14 protein-coding genes are annotated in these 15,349 nt (G+C 66.5%); 5 read left to right on the top strand and 9 right to left on the bottom strand.

The genetic code is table 11. The features are described from left to right. Nucleotides 1-119: 119 nt before the first annotated feature. Nucleotides 120-1,484, bottom strand: a complete 1,365-nt coding sequence (locus OG874_RS04790) for an FAD-binding oxidoreductase (RefSeq protein WP_330253913.1) — start codon at nucleotides 1,482-1,484, stop codon at nucleotides 120-122. Between the two features lie 71 nt (nucleotides 1,485-1,555). Here OG874_RS04790 and OG874_RS04785 point away from each other — a divergent pair, with 71 nt between their 5' ends. After that, nucleotides 1,556-2,446 (top strand): LysR family transcriptional regulator, encoded by an 891-nt coding sequence (locus tag OG874_RS04785; RefSeq protein WP_330253912.1) that lies wholly within the window; start codon nucleotides 1,556-1,558, stop codon nucleotides 2,444-2,446. Between the two features lie 45 nt (nucleotides 2,447-2,491). Here OG874_RS04785 and OG874_RS04780 read toward each other — a convergent pair whose 3' ends face one another. The 4 genes from OG874_RS04780 to OG874_RS04765 form a co-directional block, all read right to left on the bottom strand. Then, nucleotides 2,492-3,244, bottom strand: a complete 753-nt coding sequence (locus OG874_RS04780; protein WP_330257177.1) for an amino acid ABC transporter ATP-binding protein — start codon at nucleotides 3,242-3,244, stop codon at nucleotides 2,492-2,494. A 32-nt stretch (nucleotides 3,245-3,276) separates the two neighbouring features. Beyond that, nucleotides 3,277-4,239, bottom strand: coding sequence for an amino acid ABC transporter permease (locus tag OG874_RS04775; protein ID WP_330253911.1), 963 nt, complete (start codon nucleotides 4,237-4,239; stop codon nucleotides 3,277-3,279). 3 nt (nucleotides 4,240-4,242) lie between these two features. Beyond that, complete coding sequence (locus OG874_RS04770; protein ID WP_330257176.1) at nucleotides 4,243-5,106, bottom strand: ABC transporter substrate-binding protein; 864 nt, start codon at nucleotides 5,104-5,106, stop codon at nucleotides 4,243-4,245. 559 nt (nucleotides 5,107-5,665) lie between these two features. Continuing rightward, nucleotides 5,666-6,763 (bottom strand): isocitrate/isopropylmalate dehydrogenase family protein, encoded by a 1,098-nt coding sequence (locus tag OG874_RS04765; protein ID WP_330253910.1) that lies wholly within the window; start codon nucleotides 6,761-6,763, stop codon nucleotides 5,666-5,668. 105 nt (nucleotides 6,764-6,868) lie between these two features. Between OG874_RS04765 and OG874_RS04760 the strand changes: the two genes are divergently transcribed. Both OG874_RS04760 and trxA read left to right on the top strand, forming a co-directional pair. Beyond that, the gene (locus OG874_RS04760; RefSeq protein WP_330253909.1) at nucleotides 6,869-7,390 is read left to right on the top strand and encodes a 2'-5' RNA ligase family protein; all 522 of its coding nucleotides are present in this window, start codon (nucleotides 6,869-6,871) and stop codon (nucleotides 7,388-7,390) included. A gap of 69 nt (nucleotides 7,391-7,459) precedes the next feature. Continuing rightward, entirely contained in the window at nucleotides 7,460-7,828 is a 369-nt protein-coding gene (gene trxA / locus OG874_RS04755; RefSeq protein ID WP_330253908.1) for a thioredoxin, read from the top strand. Nucleotides 7,829-7,998: 170 nt separating this feature from the next. Here the strand turns inward: trxA and OG874_RS04750 are convergent, their stop codons facing one another. Continuing rightward, nucleotides 7,999-8,448, bottom strand: coding sequence for a 2-keto-3-deoxygluconate kinase (locus OG874_RS04750; protein WP_330253907.1), 450 nt, complete (start codon nucleotides 8,446-8,448; stop codon nucleotides 7,999-8,001). A 375-nt stretch (nucleotides 8,449-8,823) separates the two neighbouring features. Here OG874_RS04750 and OG874_RS04745 point away from each other — a divergent pair, with 375 nt between their 5' ends. Beyond that, complete coding sequence (locus OG874_RS04745; protein WP_330253906.1) at nucleotides 8,824-9,135, top strand: DUF6191 domain-containing protein; 312 nt, start codon at nucleotides 8,824-8,826, stop codon at nucleotides 9,133-9,135. Nucleotides 9,136-9,259: 124 nt separating this feature from the next. On the opposite strand, the gene polA is transcribed toward OG874_RS04745, so the two are convergent. Then, nucleotides 9,260-12,004 carry a DNA polymerase I gene (gene polA, locus OG874_RS04740; RefSeq protein ID WP_442943284.1) on the bottom strand — a complete coding sequence of 915 codons (2,745 nt, stop codon included), beginning with the start codon at nucleotides 12,002-12,004 and terminating at the stop codon, nucleotides 9,260-9,262. A gap of 109 nt (nucleotides 12,005-12,113) precedes the next feature. Here polA and OG874_RS04735 point away from each other — a divergent pair, with 109 nt between their 5' ends. Continuing rightward, nucleotides 12,114-12,530 carry a nuclear transport factor 2 family protein gene (locus OG874_RS04735; RefSeq protein WP_330253904.1) on the top strand — a complete coding sequence of 139 codons (417 nt, stop codon included), beginning with the start codon at nucleotides 12,114-12,116 and terminating at the stop codon, nucleotides 12,528-12,530. 17 nt (nucleotides 12,531-12,547) lie between these two features. Here OG874_RS04735 and OG874_RS04730 read toward each other — a convergent pair whose 3' ends face one another. Both OG874_RS04730 and OG874_RS04725 read right to left on the bottom strand, forming a co-directional pair. After that, complete coding sequence (locus OG874_RS04730; protein ID WP_330253903.1) at nucleotides 12,548-13,555, bottom strand: neutral zinc metallopeptidase; 1,008 nt, start codon at nucleotides 13,553-13,555, stop codon at nucleotides 12,548-12,550. A gap of 84 nt (nucleotides 13,556-13,639) precedes the next feature. Further along, nucleotides 13,640-15,316: a DUF885 domain-containing protein gene (locus OG874_RS04725; RefSeq protein ID WP_330253902.1), complete on the bottom strand. Its 1,677-nt coding sequence runs from the start codon at nucleotides 15,314-15,316 to the stop codon at nucleotides 13,640-13,642. Nucleotides 15,317-15,349: the final 33 nt, after the last annotated feature.

The raw sequence follows: 15,349 nt of genomic DNA, 5'->3' as shown, positions 1-15,349 counted from the left end.
GCACCGGCGCTGCCGCCCCGCACTCACTCCCTCGCTGCGACTGCAGCCCCCGCACGAGTCCGGATTCGGACCCACGCGGGGGCTTCGGTCGGCGCAGCCGCAGGACGTACGGCATTCCGTCAATCGGCGGGTTCGATATTGCGGTTGAAGCGGAACATGTTGCGCGGGTCGTACTTTGCCTTCAGCGCGCTGAGGCGGGCGTAGGTGTCCGGCGTGTAGCCGCCCCGGGTCTGCGCTTCGTCGGCGGCGGCACCCGCGCCGTAGAGAAAGTTGAGGCTGTGGCCGACGGTCCAGGGTGCCAGCGCCGCGCGGACCACCGCGTGCTCCGCGGGCACCGCGTCACCCGCATCGGGTCCGGGCATGGTGATGACGCGAACGACGTATTCGGCGTCGCGGTTGTCGACGGCGATACCCGCGGGCCCGCCCCTGCGCAACGCGCCACCGAGGTGCCGGATATCGACGACGGCCTGGATCGGCTCGGTGGCAGTGAGCAAGGCGGACAACGTTTCTCCGGTGAACTCCCCCAGCAACGCATTGGTGGCGGCGTATGCGTGCGGATGGTCCGGATCGCTGTGGATGGTGTGCGATTCGGTGTACGGCATGACCCGCAGGTCATCCTTCAGGCGATCGCCGACGGCGCGCAGCGGGGCGACCAAACGCTCGCCTTCCTCGGCGGATCCGTTGTAGGCGATCCGAATCGACGCGACGTAGCGGCCGCGCAACGGTTCGGGGACCTGCGGGATGGGCGGGAAGGTCAGCACGGTGACCGTCGAGGTCAGCTCCTCGGGAACCGTTGCGGTCCAGTCCTTCCACGCTTCCAGCGCCTGCTCGACCAACGGCGCGTCGAAGACCACCTGGCCGCCGTAGACGGTGGCGATCGGCACGAGTTCCAATTCCAGCGCGGTCACCACGCCGAAGTTGCCGCCGCTGCCGAGCACCGCGCCGAAGAGTTCGTCGCCAGGGGTCAGCATGCGGACCCGCCCGTCCGCGGTGACGAGCTCGATGATGCGCACATGGTCGCCCGCATAGCCGAATTGTCGTGCCAGCAGGCCCAATCCACCGCCCAGGCTGTAGCCGACGACGCCGACGGAGGGCGAGGAGCCGTTCAACGGTGCCAGCCCGTATTGCGCGGCGGCCTCGACCAGCGCACCGGCCCGCACTCCGGCTGCGACGCGAGCGATCCGGGCCTCCGGGTCGATACGAATATCGGTCATCCTGCGGGTGCTGATCAGTACGCCGCCCGCGGCCGCTACCGAGAGCCCGTGCCCGGTGGCCTGCACCGCCACCGGAAGTCCATGGCGCGCGGCGTATTCCACCGCACTGCGGACATCCTCGGCGTGCACCGCGCCGACGACGAGCGCGGGGCGATGGGTGTACGCGGCCTGGAAGCCTGCGATCTCCGCATCGTATCCGGTATCGCCGGGGCGGAAGACCGGGCCGGTGAAGGCGGTGGTGTCGATGATCTGTTCGGCGGTGTTTCCCATGCCTCAGACGATGCCCGCGGCCCAATCAGAAGTCCAACAGATAGTTCTGCTCGCTCCTATAATGGTTGGTTATGGAACTGCGACAGCTGCGCTACTTCGTGACCGTGGTCGAGGAGGCCAACTTCACCCGCGCCGCCGCCCGGTTACATCTGGCGCAGCCCGGCCTCAGCGCGCAGATCCGCCAGCTCGAACGCGAACTGGGACAACAACTGCTCGATCGGGGCAGTCGTTCGGTGACGTTGACCGAGGTGGGCGCGGCAGTGCTACCGCATGCCAGGACCGCGCTCGCGGCGGCTGAGCGGGTCACCGCGACGGTGGACGAGTTCACCGGACTACTGCGCGGACACGTCCGCGTCGGATGCGTCTCGGGTACCGCGAGCGAGGATTTCGATATCGCCACGGTGCTGGCGGATTTTCACGACGATCACCCGCAGGTCGGCATCAGCCTGACCGAGGACACCTCCGAGAATATGCTGGCGGCGGTGCGCGGCGGAGAATTGGATATCGCGTTGATCGGGTTGACCGGCGCGGAGATCGGCGACGATATCGGCGTCGACGTGGTGCTCGATACGCCAGTGGTAGCGGCGGTCGCGGCGGACGGGGGAAGCGGCCGGATCACGCTGGCCGAGCTGCGCGACCACCCGCTGATCTGCCTGCCACGCGGAACCGGAATCCGGGGTGTGCTCGATCGTGCTTGTGCCGCAGCGGGATTCGAGCCCGACGTCGCCTTCGAGGCCGCCGCTCCCCCGCTACTGCTCCTGCTGGCCGCCCGCGGCCTCGGCATCGCGGTGGTGCCCGCGCTCACGCCGACCGAGGCCGAGGCGTTCGGCGTACGGGTGCGACCGATCATCGAACCGGAGCTACATGGACAGCTCGCACTGGCGTGGCGGCGGGATCGTCCGGACAGCCCGGCCGCGAAAGTCCTACTCGGACAACTCCGTATCGGATTGAGCGGTAGCTGAAATTGCGGGGACCGAGTCGGACTGGCCCGGTTCCCGCACTGCGAATCAGAGCAGCCGCGACAGGAACGCTTTGGTGCGTTCATGTTTCGGGTCCGCGAGCACTTCGCGCGGATTACCCGCCTCGACGACGACACCGCCGTCCATGAACACCAGTTGGTCGGCAACCTCACGGGCGAAACCCATTTCGTGGGTCACGACCACCATCGTCATACCGTCGGCGGCGAGTTCGCGCATGACGCCGAGCACCTCGCCGACCAGCTCCGGATCCAGCGCCGAGGTCGGCTCGTCGAAGAGCATCAGCTTGGGATCCATGGCCAGCGCGCGGGCGATGGCGACGCGCTGCTGCTGGCCGCCGGAGAGCTGCGCGGGATAGGCATTCGCCTTGTCTCCCATGCCGACTCGATCCAGCAGCTCGTGCGCGCGAGCCACCGCATCGGCCTTGCGGATACCCTTCACCTGGATCGGCGCCTCGACGATGTTCTCCAGCGCCGTCCGATGCGGGAACAGGTTGAAGTGCTGGAACACCATGCCGATATCGCGACGCTGCTTGGCCGCGTCGCGCGGGTGCAGTTCGTAGAGCTTGCCGCCCTTTTCGCGATAGCCGATGAGATCACCGTCGACATAGAGCCGCCCCGCGTTCACCTGCTCGAGGTGGTTGATGCAGCGCAGGAAGGTCGACTTGCCCGAACCCGACGGCCCGATCAGGCAGAGCACATCGCCACGCCCGACCTCGAGCGAGATGCCCTTGAGCACCTGCAGCGCACCGAAGTTCTTGCACACCCGATCCGCGACGATCATCGGCGCCGCATCGTTCTTGTCCAGACTCGAGCTCATTTCGCCTTCACAATCGTCTGAGCGTCGGCCAGTTCCTGCAGCTGCTTGGCGGTCAGCTGCCGCGAGGCACCCCGCGAGTAGTAGCGCTCCAGGTAGTACTGCCCGACCATCAACACGCTGGTGACCGCGAGATACCAAGTGGCCGTGACCAACAGCAGCGGAATCGGCTGGAAGTTCACGCCGTAGATATCACGGGCTCGTCCGTACAGGTCGGTACTCAACGGGATCGCGGTGACCAGTGAGGTGGTCTTCAGCATGCCGATGAGCTCGTTGCCGGTCGGCGGGATGATCACCCGCATCGCCTGCGGCAGTACGGTCCTGCGCATGGTCTGCGACCACGACATACCGAGCGCCGTCGAGGCCTCGCGCTGCCCCTCACCGACGGAATTGATTCCGGCACGGACGATTTCGGCCATATACGCGGCCTCGTTCAGACCGAGGCCGATCACCGCGAAGGTGAACGCGGCCTGCAATCCCTGCACATCGATCCGCACGAATTCGGGTCCGAACGGCACGCCGAGCTGGATCGACTTGTACAGCGACGGGAACAGACCCCAGAACACCAACTGCACGAAAACCGGTGTGCCACGGAAGATCCAGAGATATACCCAGGCCGCCGAGCGCAGCACCGGATTCGGCGACAGGCGCATCACCGCGAGCACCGTGCCGAGTGCGACGGCAATGGCCATCGCCAGCACGGTGAGCTCCAGGGTGACCACCGCACCGGAGGCGATCCGGCTGTCGAACAGGTACTTCCGGTAGGTCCCCCAGCCGTACGCGGAGTTGGTGGCCGCGCCGTAGATGAAGAGCCCGAGCAGGGCGAGGATGATCGCCGCGGCGATCCAGCGGCCCGGCCTGCGTAGTGGAACGGCCTTGATCGGCTCCGGTTCTGCCGAGTCGATCGGCCCGCCGGGCCCGGTGTTGTCGCCGGGCGCCGACGTGGTCTCAGGAGATGACATCGATCAGCTCTCGGCGCCGTTGATGACCGACTTGGTGATCGCGCCTTCCTGTACACCCCAATTCTTGGTGATCTCCAGGTATTTGCCGTTATCGATCAGGTGCTGGACGGCGGCCTGCAGCGCCTTGCCGAGCGCCGAGCCCTTCGGGATGGCCCAGCCGTAGGGGGCGGAGTCGAAGACCTTGCCGGCCGCCTCGATCTTGCCGTCGCTCTTCTTGATCGCGTACGCGGTCACCGGCGAATCCGCCGACATCGCGTCGACCTGGCCGAGCACCAGGGCGTTGGTCGCCGCGCTCTGCTCGTCGAACGGCTTCTTATCGATGGCGGGCTTGCCCTGCTCCTCGCACTTCTTGCTGCGGGCCGGGATCTCGTCGGTGTCCTGAACCGTGGTGGCCTGCACCGCGACCCGCTTACCGCAGGCGTTGTCCGGGTCGATCGGCTTACCTGCCTGCTGCGCCCACTGGCTGCCCGCGTTGAAGTAGGTGGTGAAGTCGACGCTCTGTTCGCGTTCCTTGGAGTCGGTGATGGAGGACATGCCGACGTCGTAGGTGCCCGCCTGGATCGCGGGAATGATCTTCTCGAAGGAGGATTCGAGGTATTCGGCCTTGAGACCGAGGGTCGCGGCGACCGCATCCATCATGTCGACATCGAAGCCGACGATCTTGCCGCTGGGATCCTTGTACTCGTTGGGCTGGTAGGGGATGTTCGTTCCGATGACGAGCTTGCCCGACTGCTTGATCTTGTCCGGGAGCAGCGCGGCGGCCGCGTCGACCTTGTCGACACCGGAAACCTTCGCGACCGTGGGCGAGTTGTCCTCGGAGTTACTACAGCCCGTCAACACCAGCGCACCGCCGGCGAGCACGCACATCGTTTGCAGGGCGCGCCTGCCAAGAACCGATCGAACAGACACAGCAGCCCTCCACATTTCGGATTCGAGAAACCCGGGTGTCACCACCCGTTTGGCAATCTAAGCGATCCAGCCGTTTCGTGCTGGACAGTGACGAAAGAGCGACACGAAGTCGTTGCGAACTCACTGTTGCGCCCAGGTGCCGATACACCGCCGCAACACCCTACCTTCTCGTTCGCTGGCCAGTTGCTCCGACGAGGTGGCAGCGGTCGTGTCTTCCGACACAGCGCAGGCGCCGATCGCGCCGAGCACTCCCGATCGAATCAGGCCGGACCCTGAGCGTCGCGCGCCGCATGTCACGCCACCCCGTTGGCTCGGATAAGCGAACCTCGGGCGAACGCGCCCCGGTCCGGGGTCGGCACCTTCAAATGGCAAATCAGTATTTCGCTTCTCGGCCGCGAGCTTATTGCCTACCGGCCCGCGACCACGTGCTCGCGGCCGGTCGCCCCGCGAGGGCGAGGGCCGCTGTGCAGATCGAATGGCTACTCCATCAGGTGAACGCGGTGACGGACCGGACGGGTCAGCGCCGGTGCACGCGGGCGGCGACCTGCTCGGTGAATTCGCTGGTCGAGGCGAGGCCACCGAGGTCTGCGGTGGCGATGCCGGCGGCGAAGGTGGTCGCCACGGCGCGTTCGATGCGTTCGCCGGCGCTCAGCAGCGCGCGGTTGTTATCGCGAATTCCCAGCCAGTGCAACAACATTGCCGCCGAGAGCTGCAGTGCGGCCGGGTTTGCGCGGTTGTGTCCGGCGAGGGTCGGTGCGGCGCCGTGCACGGCCTGGGCCATCGCCTTGGTCGCCGAGCAGTTCAGTGACGCGGCGATGCCCAGTGATCCGCTCAACTCTGCCGCGAGATCGGAAAGGATGTCGCCGAAGAGGTTCTCGGTCACCAGCACGTCGTAGTCGCGAGCGGCGCGGACCAGATGGGCGGCGGTCGCGTCGACATGTTCATCATCGACCTCGATGCCCGGATAGGCGTGAGCGATATCACGGCAGACGTCGCGGAACAGACCCATGGTCATGGGCAGCACGTTGGCCTTGTGCACGATGGTCACCCGCTTGCGGCGCGCGGCCGCCAGCCGAAAGGCTTCGTGCGCGATCCGCTCGCACGCTTGCCGAGTGACCACACCGACCGCCATCGCGACGTCGGGTGTCGGCCGAAACTCGCCGGACCCGGCGAACATATTGCGGTCGGCGTAGAAGCCCTCACTGTTCTCCCGGACTATCACCAGATCAATATCGGGCGCGGTCGCCTTGATACCGGCAAAGGCGCGGGCCGGGCGGATGTTGGCGTAGAGGCCGAAGCGTTTACGGATGGCGCCGCCGGGCGCTACGGCGGCGCGATGCTCGGGTGGGTAGGCGGCATTGTCGTGCGGACCGAGGATCCAGGCGTCGAGTTCGTCCAGCGCCGTACAGGTTTGCTCGGGCAGCGGATCGCCGAATTCCTCGATGGCGCGGTGCCCCATCAACAAGGGCACCCAGTACACCGGGGTCGCGCCCGCCGCGGACATGGCCTCGTCGACGACGGCGCGGGTGGCCCGGACCACCTCCGGGCCGATGCCGTCGCCGTCGATCAGGCCGAGCCGCAGGGGCGTGGCGCTACGTTGCGTCGCATCGTTCACTGGGTCATCCTCCCGCCGATCACCGAACGCGATCGAACCGACCCGCGGCTGGGTCGTCGGGTTGGCCGCCCATCGCGCTGCGCGGACGGCTAACCTCTGGTGAATATGGTGCAGTCGGTCGAATTGCTGTTGGACGACGCGGCCGATGCGGAGATCCGGCGGCAGTGGCAGTTGCTCGCGGACGCGGGCATCCCGAGCCTCGCGGGCAAGACCACCGAGACCAATCGGCCGCATATCACCGTCGCCGTGGCCAGACAGATCTGGCCGCGCATCGATCACGCACTCGACCAGCTGAGCTTCCGGCCGATTCCGGTGCGCCTCGGCGGGCTGCTGGTATTCGGCGCGCGCAATCCGATCCTGGTCCGGCTGGTGGTGCCCTCGGAGCAGCTGATCGCGCTGCAGCGGCGCATCTTCGCCGCGGTGGCGCCGTGCCCCGGCATCCCGGCGAATCTGCATCCCGACGAATGGACACCGCACGTCACGCTGGCCAAACGGGTGGCGACCCAATATCTGGGTGAGGCCATCCACGCGGTTGCCCGAGATCGCGATTTCCCGGCGACCGTGGTGGGTATACGGCGTTGGGACGGCGACCAACGGCGTGAGTGGCCGATCGCCCGTGGAAGATAGCGGCAAGCGCTGGAAGATATGGACAGCGCCGGGCGTTACAGCAGGCGACATACGAGACGAGAGGACGTCATGGCGACCCAGACGCTGAACCAACAGAATTTCGATGAGATCGTCACCGGAAACGACGTGGTACTCGTCGATTTCTGGGCTGACTGGTGCGGTCCATGCAAGAGCTTCGCACCCACCTTCGAGGCCTCCTCGGACAAGCATCCCGATGTCGTGCACGGCAAGGTCGACACCGAGTCCGAGCAGGGCCTGGCCGCCGCCGCCAACATCCGCTCCATTCCGACGATCATGGCGTTCCGCGAGGGCGTGCTGGTCTTCGCGCAGCCGGGCGCCCTGCCGCCCGCCGCACTCGAGGATCTGGTGACGCAGGTGAAGGCGCTGGATATGGACGAGGTGCGCAAGCAGCTCGCGGAGCAGCAGGCCGGGCAGTAGTCCGAGCTCGAGTGCCGCCAATAGCGCAGGGCCGTGTACCTCGGCGAGGTGCACGGCCCTGCGCTGTCGAGCGCGACAACTGATTTCGAGAGCAAATAGGTAACTCATCGGGTACGCCCGAGAACCGGCTCGCTGCTGACTGTCGGCCCGCCGCGTGGATCTCGCGGCAGCTACCGATCGGCTGAAGGTCCGGGGAGGCGGAGGAGATTGACGCCCGCGATCATCGCGCGGACCGTCGATTCGGCGGCGCCATCGGCCAGCGCCGCGCCCCAGCCGCGCCTGCCGTTGCACTCGCACTGCACGAAGGTCGCGGTGCCCTCGTCGGTGCGACGCTGGTGGAACTGCAGGATCTCGACCGGATAGCCCTCGTCGTAGAGGGCCGAGGTCATCGCGGCGACCGGGCTGCCGGTGGCGATCACCGTGCGCAGATGGTCGGCGAACTCGAGGGTGGCGGTGAACTCCGCACTCCGGTTGCCCGCGGGCGACCAGTCGCCGACCCGAATCGGGCCGGTGAGCTCGCAGTAGCGGTCGTGGAACTGCGCCGGTGTCAGACCGGCGCTTTCGGCGCGCAGCGCCTTGGGGGCGGCGGCGATGAACGTGTGTGTATCAAGAGTCAGCATGGTCATTGCACGTAGGTCTTCCCGAGGATTGTCTTCTCAATTGACAGAGGGGACCAGCAGTCACAAATCAGTAGCCCGCAGCGAGGGGGCCGGTCCGAATCAGACCCCGCTACGGCGGGCTACTACGAGAAGTCGCCGGGTTGCCACCATCGCGGTAAGCGGAATTAGCACGGCGCTGTCGCGGTCTGCGACATTCAGCGCTGCGCTGTGGCGGTCGGCGGGATTCGGCACGCGGCCCAGGATATGTCGATCTTGACGCAATAGCAACCACATTTATCGGCTCCGCGTAGCTACTGACGAGTACCGTCCGCGCAGCTCAGAGGGTAGTCCTGACGAAGGATGGCAGACCGCCGCCGCGGCGGTACCTTCGATCACATGGGTCTGCTCGTCGCCATGACCATTCCGGGTCTGGCCATCCTGCTGATCGGGCTCGCCTTTCTCGAGGTGGTATGGAATCGGCTCACCGGGAGTCGGATCCTGCCGTGGTTTCAGCACCGCAAGCACACGCCGGTCGCGGCAACCGGATTCGAAGAAGTGACAGCGGTATTCCAAGGGTCCAAGCAATACGAGTTCGAGCAGCGGCAAACGACATTGATGCACAAGGAAGACAAGTCGGATGGGGCCCCGCCGCGCGATGAGATCGATTTGGGCGCCGGGTCGGCAAAGTTGGTACGGCACAAGCGGTAATCGTTTCGAGCCCGAACCGCTCGGCTGTCTATCAGCAGGCCGCTGCGCAGTACAAGCTGCTGGCTACTGGGCGCTGAAATGCGGTGCGGCACACCGGATATCCGGTGTGCCGCAAGGACCGCACTCAGTGCGCCGCAGAGTCCCAGCTACGGCCGGTGCCGACCGAGACGTCCAACGGCACCGACAGCGTGATCGCCGAGGACATCTGCTCGCGCGCAAGGGTTTCCAGCGCATCCTGCTCCCCTTCGGCGACCTCGAACACCAGCTCGTCGTGGATCTGCAGCAGCATCCGCGAGCGCAGCCCCGCCTCTTGAACGGCCTTGTACACGTTGATCATCGCGACCTTGATGATGTCCGCGGCGGTGCCCTGGATGGGCGCGTTGAGGGCCATGCGTTCGGCGGCCTCGCGCCGCTGGCGGTTGCTGGAGTCCAGATCGGGCAAGTAGCGGCGGCGGCCGAAGAGGGTTTCGGTGTAGCCGACCTTGCGGGCCTGTTCGACCACCTCGTAGAGGTAGTCGCGGATGCCGCCGAAACGGTCGAAGTAGACCTCCATCTGCTCCTTGGCCTCCTGCGTGCTGATCTTCAGCTGTGCCGAAAGACCATAGGAGCTCAGACCGTACGCGAGACCGTAGGACATCGCCTTGATCCGGCGGCGCATCTCCGGATTGACCTCCGACAGCGGAATGTCGAAGGCCTTGGAGGCGACGAAGGTGTGCAGATCCTCGCCGGAGTTGAAGGCCTCGATCAGCCCCTCGTCGCCGGAGAGGTGCGCCATGATGCGCATTTCGATCTGGCTGTAGTCCGCGGTCATCAGCGACCGATAGCCGGGACCGACGACGAAGGTGTCGCGGATCTGGCGGCCGGTGTCGGTGCGGATCGGAATGTTCTGCAGATTCGGTTCGGTCGAGGACAGTCGCCCGGTGGCCGCGATGGTCTGGTTGAAGGTGGTGTGGATGCGACCGTCGTCGGCGACGGATTTCAGCAGGCCGTCCACGGTGACCTTGAGCCGGGTGGCGTCGCGGTGTTCCAGCAGATGCTGCAGGAAGGGATGCTCGGTCTTCTCGAACAGCGATTCCAGCGCATCGGCGTCGGTGGTGTAACCGGTCTTGGTGCGCTTGGTCTTCGGCATATCGAGCTCGTCGAAGAGCACCACCTGCAGCTGCTTGGGTGAGCCGAGGTTGATCTGCTTGCCGATCACCTCGTAGGCGGCGTTGGCGGCGTCGGTGACCTTGTCGGCGAATTGCCGCTGCAGGGTCTCGAGCTGATCGATATCGACCGCGATGCCCGCGTTCTCCAGTTCGGCGAGCACACCGAGCAGCGGCAGTTCCATATCGTCGAGCAGCGCGCTGGATTCGATCTGGCGCAGTTCGCTGTCGAGGGCTTCGGCGAGGTCGAGAACCGCTCTGGCACGCAGCATTTCGGTCCGCGCCACCTCGGCGTCGACGGTGTCCTCATCGTCGAGCAGCGACAGCTGCGGGGTTTCGTCGGTCTCGGCGCGCAGCTCACGGTGCAGGTAGCGCAGTGAGAGGTCGTCGAGGTTGAAGCTGCGCTGGCCGGGGCGGACCAGGTAGGCCGCCAAGGCGGTGTCGCTGGTGAGCCCGGCCAGCCGCCAGCCGCGCCCGCGCAGCGCGTGCATCGCGGCCTTGGCCTCGTGCAGCGCCTTGGGCGATTCGGCGTCGCCGAGCCAAGCACCCAGTGCGGCTTCGTCTTCCGGCGTCAGCACGGCAACGTCGATATAGCCGCTCTCGCCGTCAGCGGCGGCAATGGCGATCGCGCGCACGTCTCCATTGCCGGGTGTGCTGGTACCGACCACCGAAATACCGTGGCGGACGCCGACTTTCGCATGCTCGACGAGCCAGGCGGCGACCGCGCCGACCTCGAGCGCGCCGCCGCTGATCTCGAAGCCGGATTCGGCCTCGGGCTCGGGCGGGGCGAGGGTTTCGAAGAGCCGGTCGCGCAGCACCCGGAATTCCAGATCGTCGAAGAGCTGGTGGATCTTGTTGCGATCCCACGGCTGCTGGGCCAGCTGATCGGGGGTGTAGGGCAGCGGGACATCGCGGACCATCTCGGTGAGCTGGCGGTTGAGCACCACACTGCTGAGGTTGGCGCGCAGCGCATCGCCGACCTTGCCCTTCACCTCGTCCACCTTGTCGACGAGCGTGGCGAGGTCGCCGAATTCGCGAATCCACTTGGCGGCGGTCTTCTCCCCGACGCCCGGAATACCGGGCAGGTTATCGCTGGGATCGCCGCGCAGGGCCGCGTAATCCGGGTACTGGGCCGGGGTGAGCTGATATTTGGCCATCACCTCGTCGGGCGTGAACCGGGTCAGATCGGAGACGCCCTTGCGCGGATAGAGCAAGGTGACGTTATCGCTGACCAACTGGATGGCGTCGCGGTCACCCGAGACGATCAGCACGCGGAAGCCCGCGCCGACCGCCTGGGTGGCGATCGTCGCGATCAGGTCGTCGGCCTCGAAACCCTCGATGGCCATCACCGGGATGCCCATCGCGCCGAGCACGTCCTTGGTGAGTTCGACCTGGCCGCGAAATTCGTCCGGCGTCGCGCTACGGCCCGCCTTGTACTCCGGATAGGCCTCGGTGCGGAAGGTCTTGCGGCTGACGTCGAAAGCCGCCGCGATATGGGTCGGCTTCTCGTCGCGCAGCAGGTTGATGAGCATCGCGGTGAACCCGTAGACCGCGTTGGTGGTCTGCCCGGTGACCGTTTTGAAGTTCTCCGCGGGCAGCGCGAAGAACGCGCGATAGGCGATCGAATGCCCGTCCAGCAGGAGCAGCGTCGGCCACTCACCGGCCGCATCGGTGGCTGCTACAGGCGTGGCGCTGGAACGCTGATCAGTAGTCGCTGGGGTCACGGGGATGAGTCTAGAGAGCAGGTCCGACATCGCACCGGCAACCTCCGTTACAGATCCAGCTGTCCGATTTCCGCCGGAATCGATCGGATCCGGCGGCGATCATTTCCCAGTGACTACTACACGTTCCGCACTCGAGAAATTCTTCGCGGCCGAAGCCGCCTACATCACCGAGGGCGCGCCCTTCGATGTCATGGCCGACTGTCTGGCGCCGGATGTCGTGATGTATCAGGCCGAGCATCTCCCCTATCGCGGCGAATGGCATGGTCGGGGGGGCATCGAGAAGTTCATGGCGGCGATGAGTGCGACGTGGGAGTCGCTGGAATTCGTCGAGCAGCGGTTCGTGGTGGACGGGGACAACGTGGTGATCTACAACCGCGGGCGAATGTTGGCGCGGGCGACCGGACGGATGCTGGAGACGTCGGTGATGCAGTACATGACGTTTCGGGATGGACTGATCGCGGAGATCCGGCCGTTCTATCTGGATACCGCGGCAGTCATGGCGGTGACCACTGCACAGTCTGGGTAATTAGGCTGTGCCGCAGCTCATTCCACGTGGGCCGCGGCGCTGAACCAGGTGTTGCACTCCCAGGTGTCGCCCTTGTCCGAACCCCATCTCCACCAGCCCCAGATGTTCTCCTCGGTGCCTTGCAGCAACTCTTCGCGGACGTCGCCATCGCGGACCGCATGGGTGGCCTCGGTCCAGGTCTGCTGATCGATATCGCCGCGGCCGAAATTGGTGCCGAGGAACATGCCGGAGAAGCAGCGCGCCTGCAATTCCATCCGCCTGCTCTGTTCCTGACCGGCGGCGGTGTCCTTGCCGAGCGTCGTGCGTTTCTCGGAGTAGGCCCGCATGACGCCGATCAAGGCCTGCACGTGATGGCCGTATTCGGTGGTGAGCACGGCCAATTGGGCGCCGCGCCGGGAGCCACCGACCAGCGGCCGCACGGCGTCAAAGGGCAGCACCAGCGTTTCGTCGAGGGCGCAGTAGAAGGTCGTCGGGCCGTTGCGCAGACGCTGCACACATTGACTGGCGACATCACGTGACTCCGCGGGGGCGAGCAGTCGCGGCGGACGGAACGGCAGTCCGGCGCCGCGCAGCGCCGGTTCCCAGGACGCGTCGAGGCAGGCGATCGCGGCCCGATAGAACGCCCGCGCCGCCTCCGGATCGTCGCGCCACGCGGGCAGTTTGCAATCGACCCTGCCCAGGCCGACGTGCTGGGCGAAGAGCGGATGATCGGCCAGCGCCTGCACCGGACGATTCGACGCCACCGGCATCCCGGCCGGTGACGCGCCGGCCAACGGCGCCACGGCGACCGGCGGCGCGCCGTCACCGACCGGATTCGCCGATTCGGGCAGCGCACCGGTGAAACCCGGTGTCATCGAATCGGAAATTGTACGCGCGGTAGGTATTTCACCCGCGTCGGCCGACTGTCCGGTCACCATGAACAGACCCGTCGCGGTCAGCGCGCCGACCACGCCGAGCACCAGCCAGATCAGCATCATGCGACGGTCGCGCAACGGACCGAGCCGAGAGCTGAACGTGCTGTTCATGATCCCCCTGTGGAGCTCGATCACCGCACATTTATTGGAACCCCGCCCAGCTCGGCCCGCAACTCGAGGACCTGGGTCAGCGGGTCACAGTGTGGCCACGAGTTCGCGCAGCACCGGCAGGCTGACCGAACCCGAGCCGAGCACCACATCGTGAAATGCCTTGATGTCGAAGGCAGCACCGAGCCGCTCGGCGGCCAGCCTGCGCTGTCGGCGAATCTCGAGCTGACCCACCTTGTAGGCGACGGCCTGACCGGGAATCGCGATATAGCGGTCGATCTCGACCTCGATCTCGGCGAGCCCGACGGGCGCGTTGTCGACCATGAAGTCGATGGCCTGCCGACGGCTCCAGCCTTTGGCGTGGATTCCGGTGTCGACGACGAGTCGGCACGAGCGCCAGGAGTCGGCGGCCAGCATGCCGACACGGTCCAAATCGTCGGCGTACAAGCCCATTTCGTCGGCCAGGCGTTCGGTGTAGAGCGCCCAGCCCTCGACGAAGGCGGTGTTCGCGAAGGACTGCCGCTGGAAGCGCGGCAGCTGATCGAGCTCGTTGGCGATGGTCAGCTGCAGATGGTGTCCCGGAATCGCCTCGTGGTAGGCCACCGCCGCGGTTTCGTAGCGGCTGCGGCCGGTGGGTTCGTGCTGGTTGACGAAGTAGGTGCCGGGCCGGGAACCGTCCGCGGCGGGCGGAAAGTAGTACGCGGCAGGCGCATCCGCGGCCAGGAAGTCGGGCACCGGGACGATATCGCAGGATTCCTTGGGCAGTCGGCCGAACCAATTGCCCATCTCCGCGACCGCCGCACCGAGGGCACGGCGGGCATCGGACATGATCTCCTCGCCGCTGACGTAGCGCAGCTCGGGATCCCGGCGCACTCGGGTGAAGATCTCGGTGAGGTCGGAGGTACCGAACAGGCGCGTGCCGACCTCGGCGTATTCCGCACGCAGCAAAGCCAATTCGGAAAGGCCGAGCTCGTGGATCTCCTCGGCGCCCAGGTCGGGCAGGGTGGTGTGGCGGCGCAGTTGTCGGCGGTAGATGTCCTCGCCGTCGGCGCCGAGCCAGCACAGGCCGCACTTGTCGTCGGGGCGGGCGGCGGGACGGAGTTCCTCGGCCAGTACGTCCCGATAGCGCTGGAAGGCAGGTCGGATCACATCGCGGACGACCTCGGCGAGTTCGGCCCGCCAAGCGGACTCCCCGGCCCAGTCCGCCGGTCCGGCGAAGGTGGCGAACGGGTCGGTGGCGAGGTCGGAGGCCAGGTAGCCGTCAAGCTGGTTGAGCGAACGCTCGATGGTGATGAGCGCGGGTGCGCGGCCCGCGGCCAGGCCGTTGCGGAACTGCTGTACCGCCTGGTCGAGCAGGGTGTCGAACTGGCGGTAGCGCCGCACCAGGGCGAGTGCGTGTTCGGGCCGGGGCGCATTGGTCTGCGCGGCCACCATCAGCATTGCGGCATGTACGCCGTCCATCTGGTCGGAGGCCAGTTCGGTCGGCCGCCACGCCAGATTATCGATGGCGGTATCCAGTTCGGTGTGCAGCAGGCTGCCGGTGACGCGGTCGACGCCGCTCAGCCGTTCGGCGTCGAGGCCGACGAGCTCATCGCGCAGACCGCGCAACGTCGTCAGCAGCCGCTGTTCGGCCGCGGGCGAGTGGTCCTCGACGCGGTCGTCGAAGCGGTGGTCGCCGAGCAGGGTCGCCATGCTCGGCGCGGCCGCCAGCACGCTGTCCCAGTATCGGTCGGCAAGGGTCTTCAGCTCGTCATGACCGTCCATGGCCGCCATCATGCCTCGAGGCGGCCATGGACG

Origin of the sequence: Nocardia sp. NBC_00565 (genome assembly GCF_036345915.1) — a bacterium.
Lineage (GTDB): Bacteria > Actinomycetota > Actinomycetes > Mycobacteriales > Mycobacteriaceae > Nocardia.
Note: the sequence above shows the minus strand (reverse complement) of the source record. Positions and strands in the feature narration are given on the sequence as shown.

Excerpts from the sequence above, each read along its gene's own strand:
- OG874_RS04790 (WP_330253913.1), bottom strand. The coding sequence starts at position 1,484 with ATGGGAAACACCGCCGAACAGATCATCGACACCACCGCCTTCACCGGC.
- OG874_RS04725 (WP_330253902.1), bottom strand. The coding sequence starts at position 15,316 with ATGGACGGTCATGACGAGCTGAAGACCCTTGCCGACCGATACTGGGAC.
- OG874_RS04760 (WP_330253909.1), top strand. The coding sequence starts at position 6,869 with ATGGTGCAGTCGGTCGAATTGCTGTTGGACGACGCGGCCGATGCGGAG.
- OG874_RS04730 (WP_330253903.1), bottom strand. The coding sequence starts at position 13,555 with ATGAACAGCACGTTCAGCTCTCGGCTCGGTCCGTTGCGCGACCGTCGC.
- OG874_RS04785 (WP_330253912.1), top strand. The coding sequence starts at position 1,556 with ATGGAACTGCGACAGCTGCGCTACTTCGTGACCGTGGTCGAGGAGGCC.
- trxA (WP_330253908.1), top strand. The coding sequence starts at position 7,460 with ATGGCGACCCAGACGCTGAACCAACAGAATTTCGATGAGATCGTCACC.
- OG874_RS04750 (WP_330253907.1), bottom strand. The coding sequence starts at position 8,448 with ATGCTGACTCTTGATACACACACGTTCATCGCCGCCGCCCCCAAGGCG.
- OG874_RS04745 (WP_330253906.1), top strand. The coding sequence starts at position 8,824 with ATGGGTCTGCTCGTCGCCATGACCATTCCGGGTCTGGCCATCCTGCTG.
- OG874_RS04770 (WP_330257176.1), bottom strand. The coding sequence starts at position 5,106 with ATGTGCGTGCTCGCCGGCGGTGCGCTGGTGTTGACGGGCTGTAGTAAC.
- OG874_RS04775 (WP_330253911.1), bottom strand. The coding sequence starts at position 4,239 with ATGTCATCTCCTGAGACCACGTCGGCGCCCGGCGACAACACCGGGCCC.
- OG874_RS04780 (WP_330257177.1), bottom strand. The coding sequence starts at position 3,244 with ATGATCGTCGCGGATCGGGTGTGCAAGAACTTCGGTGCGCTGCAGGTG.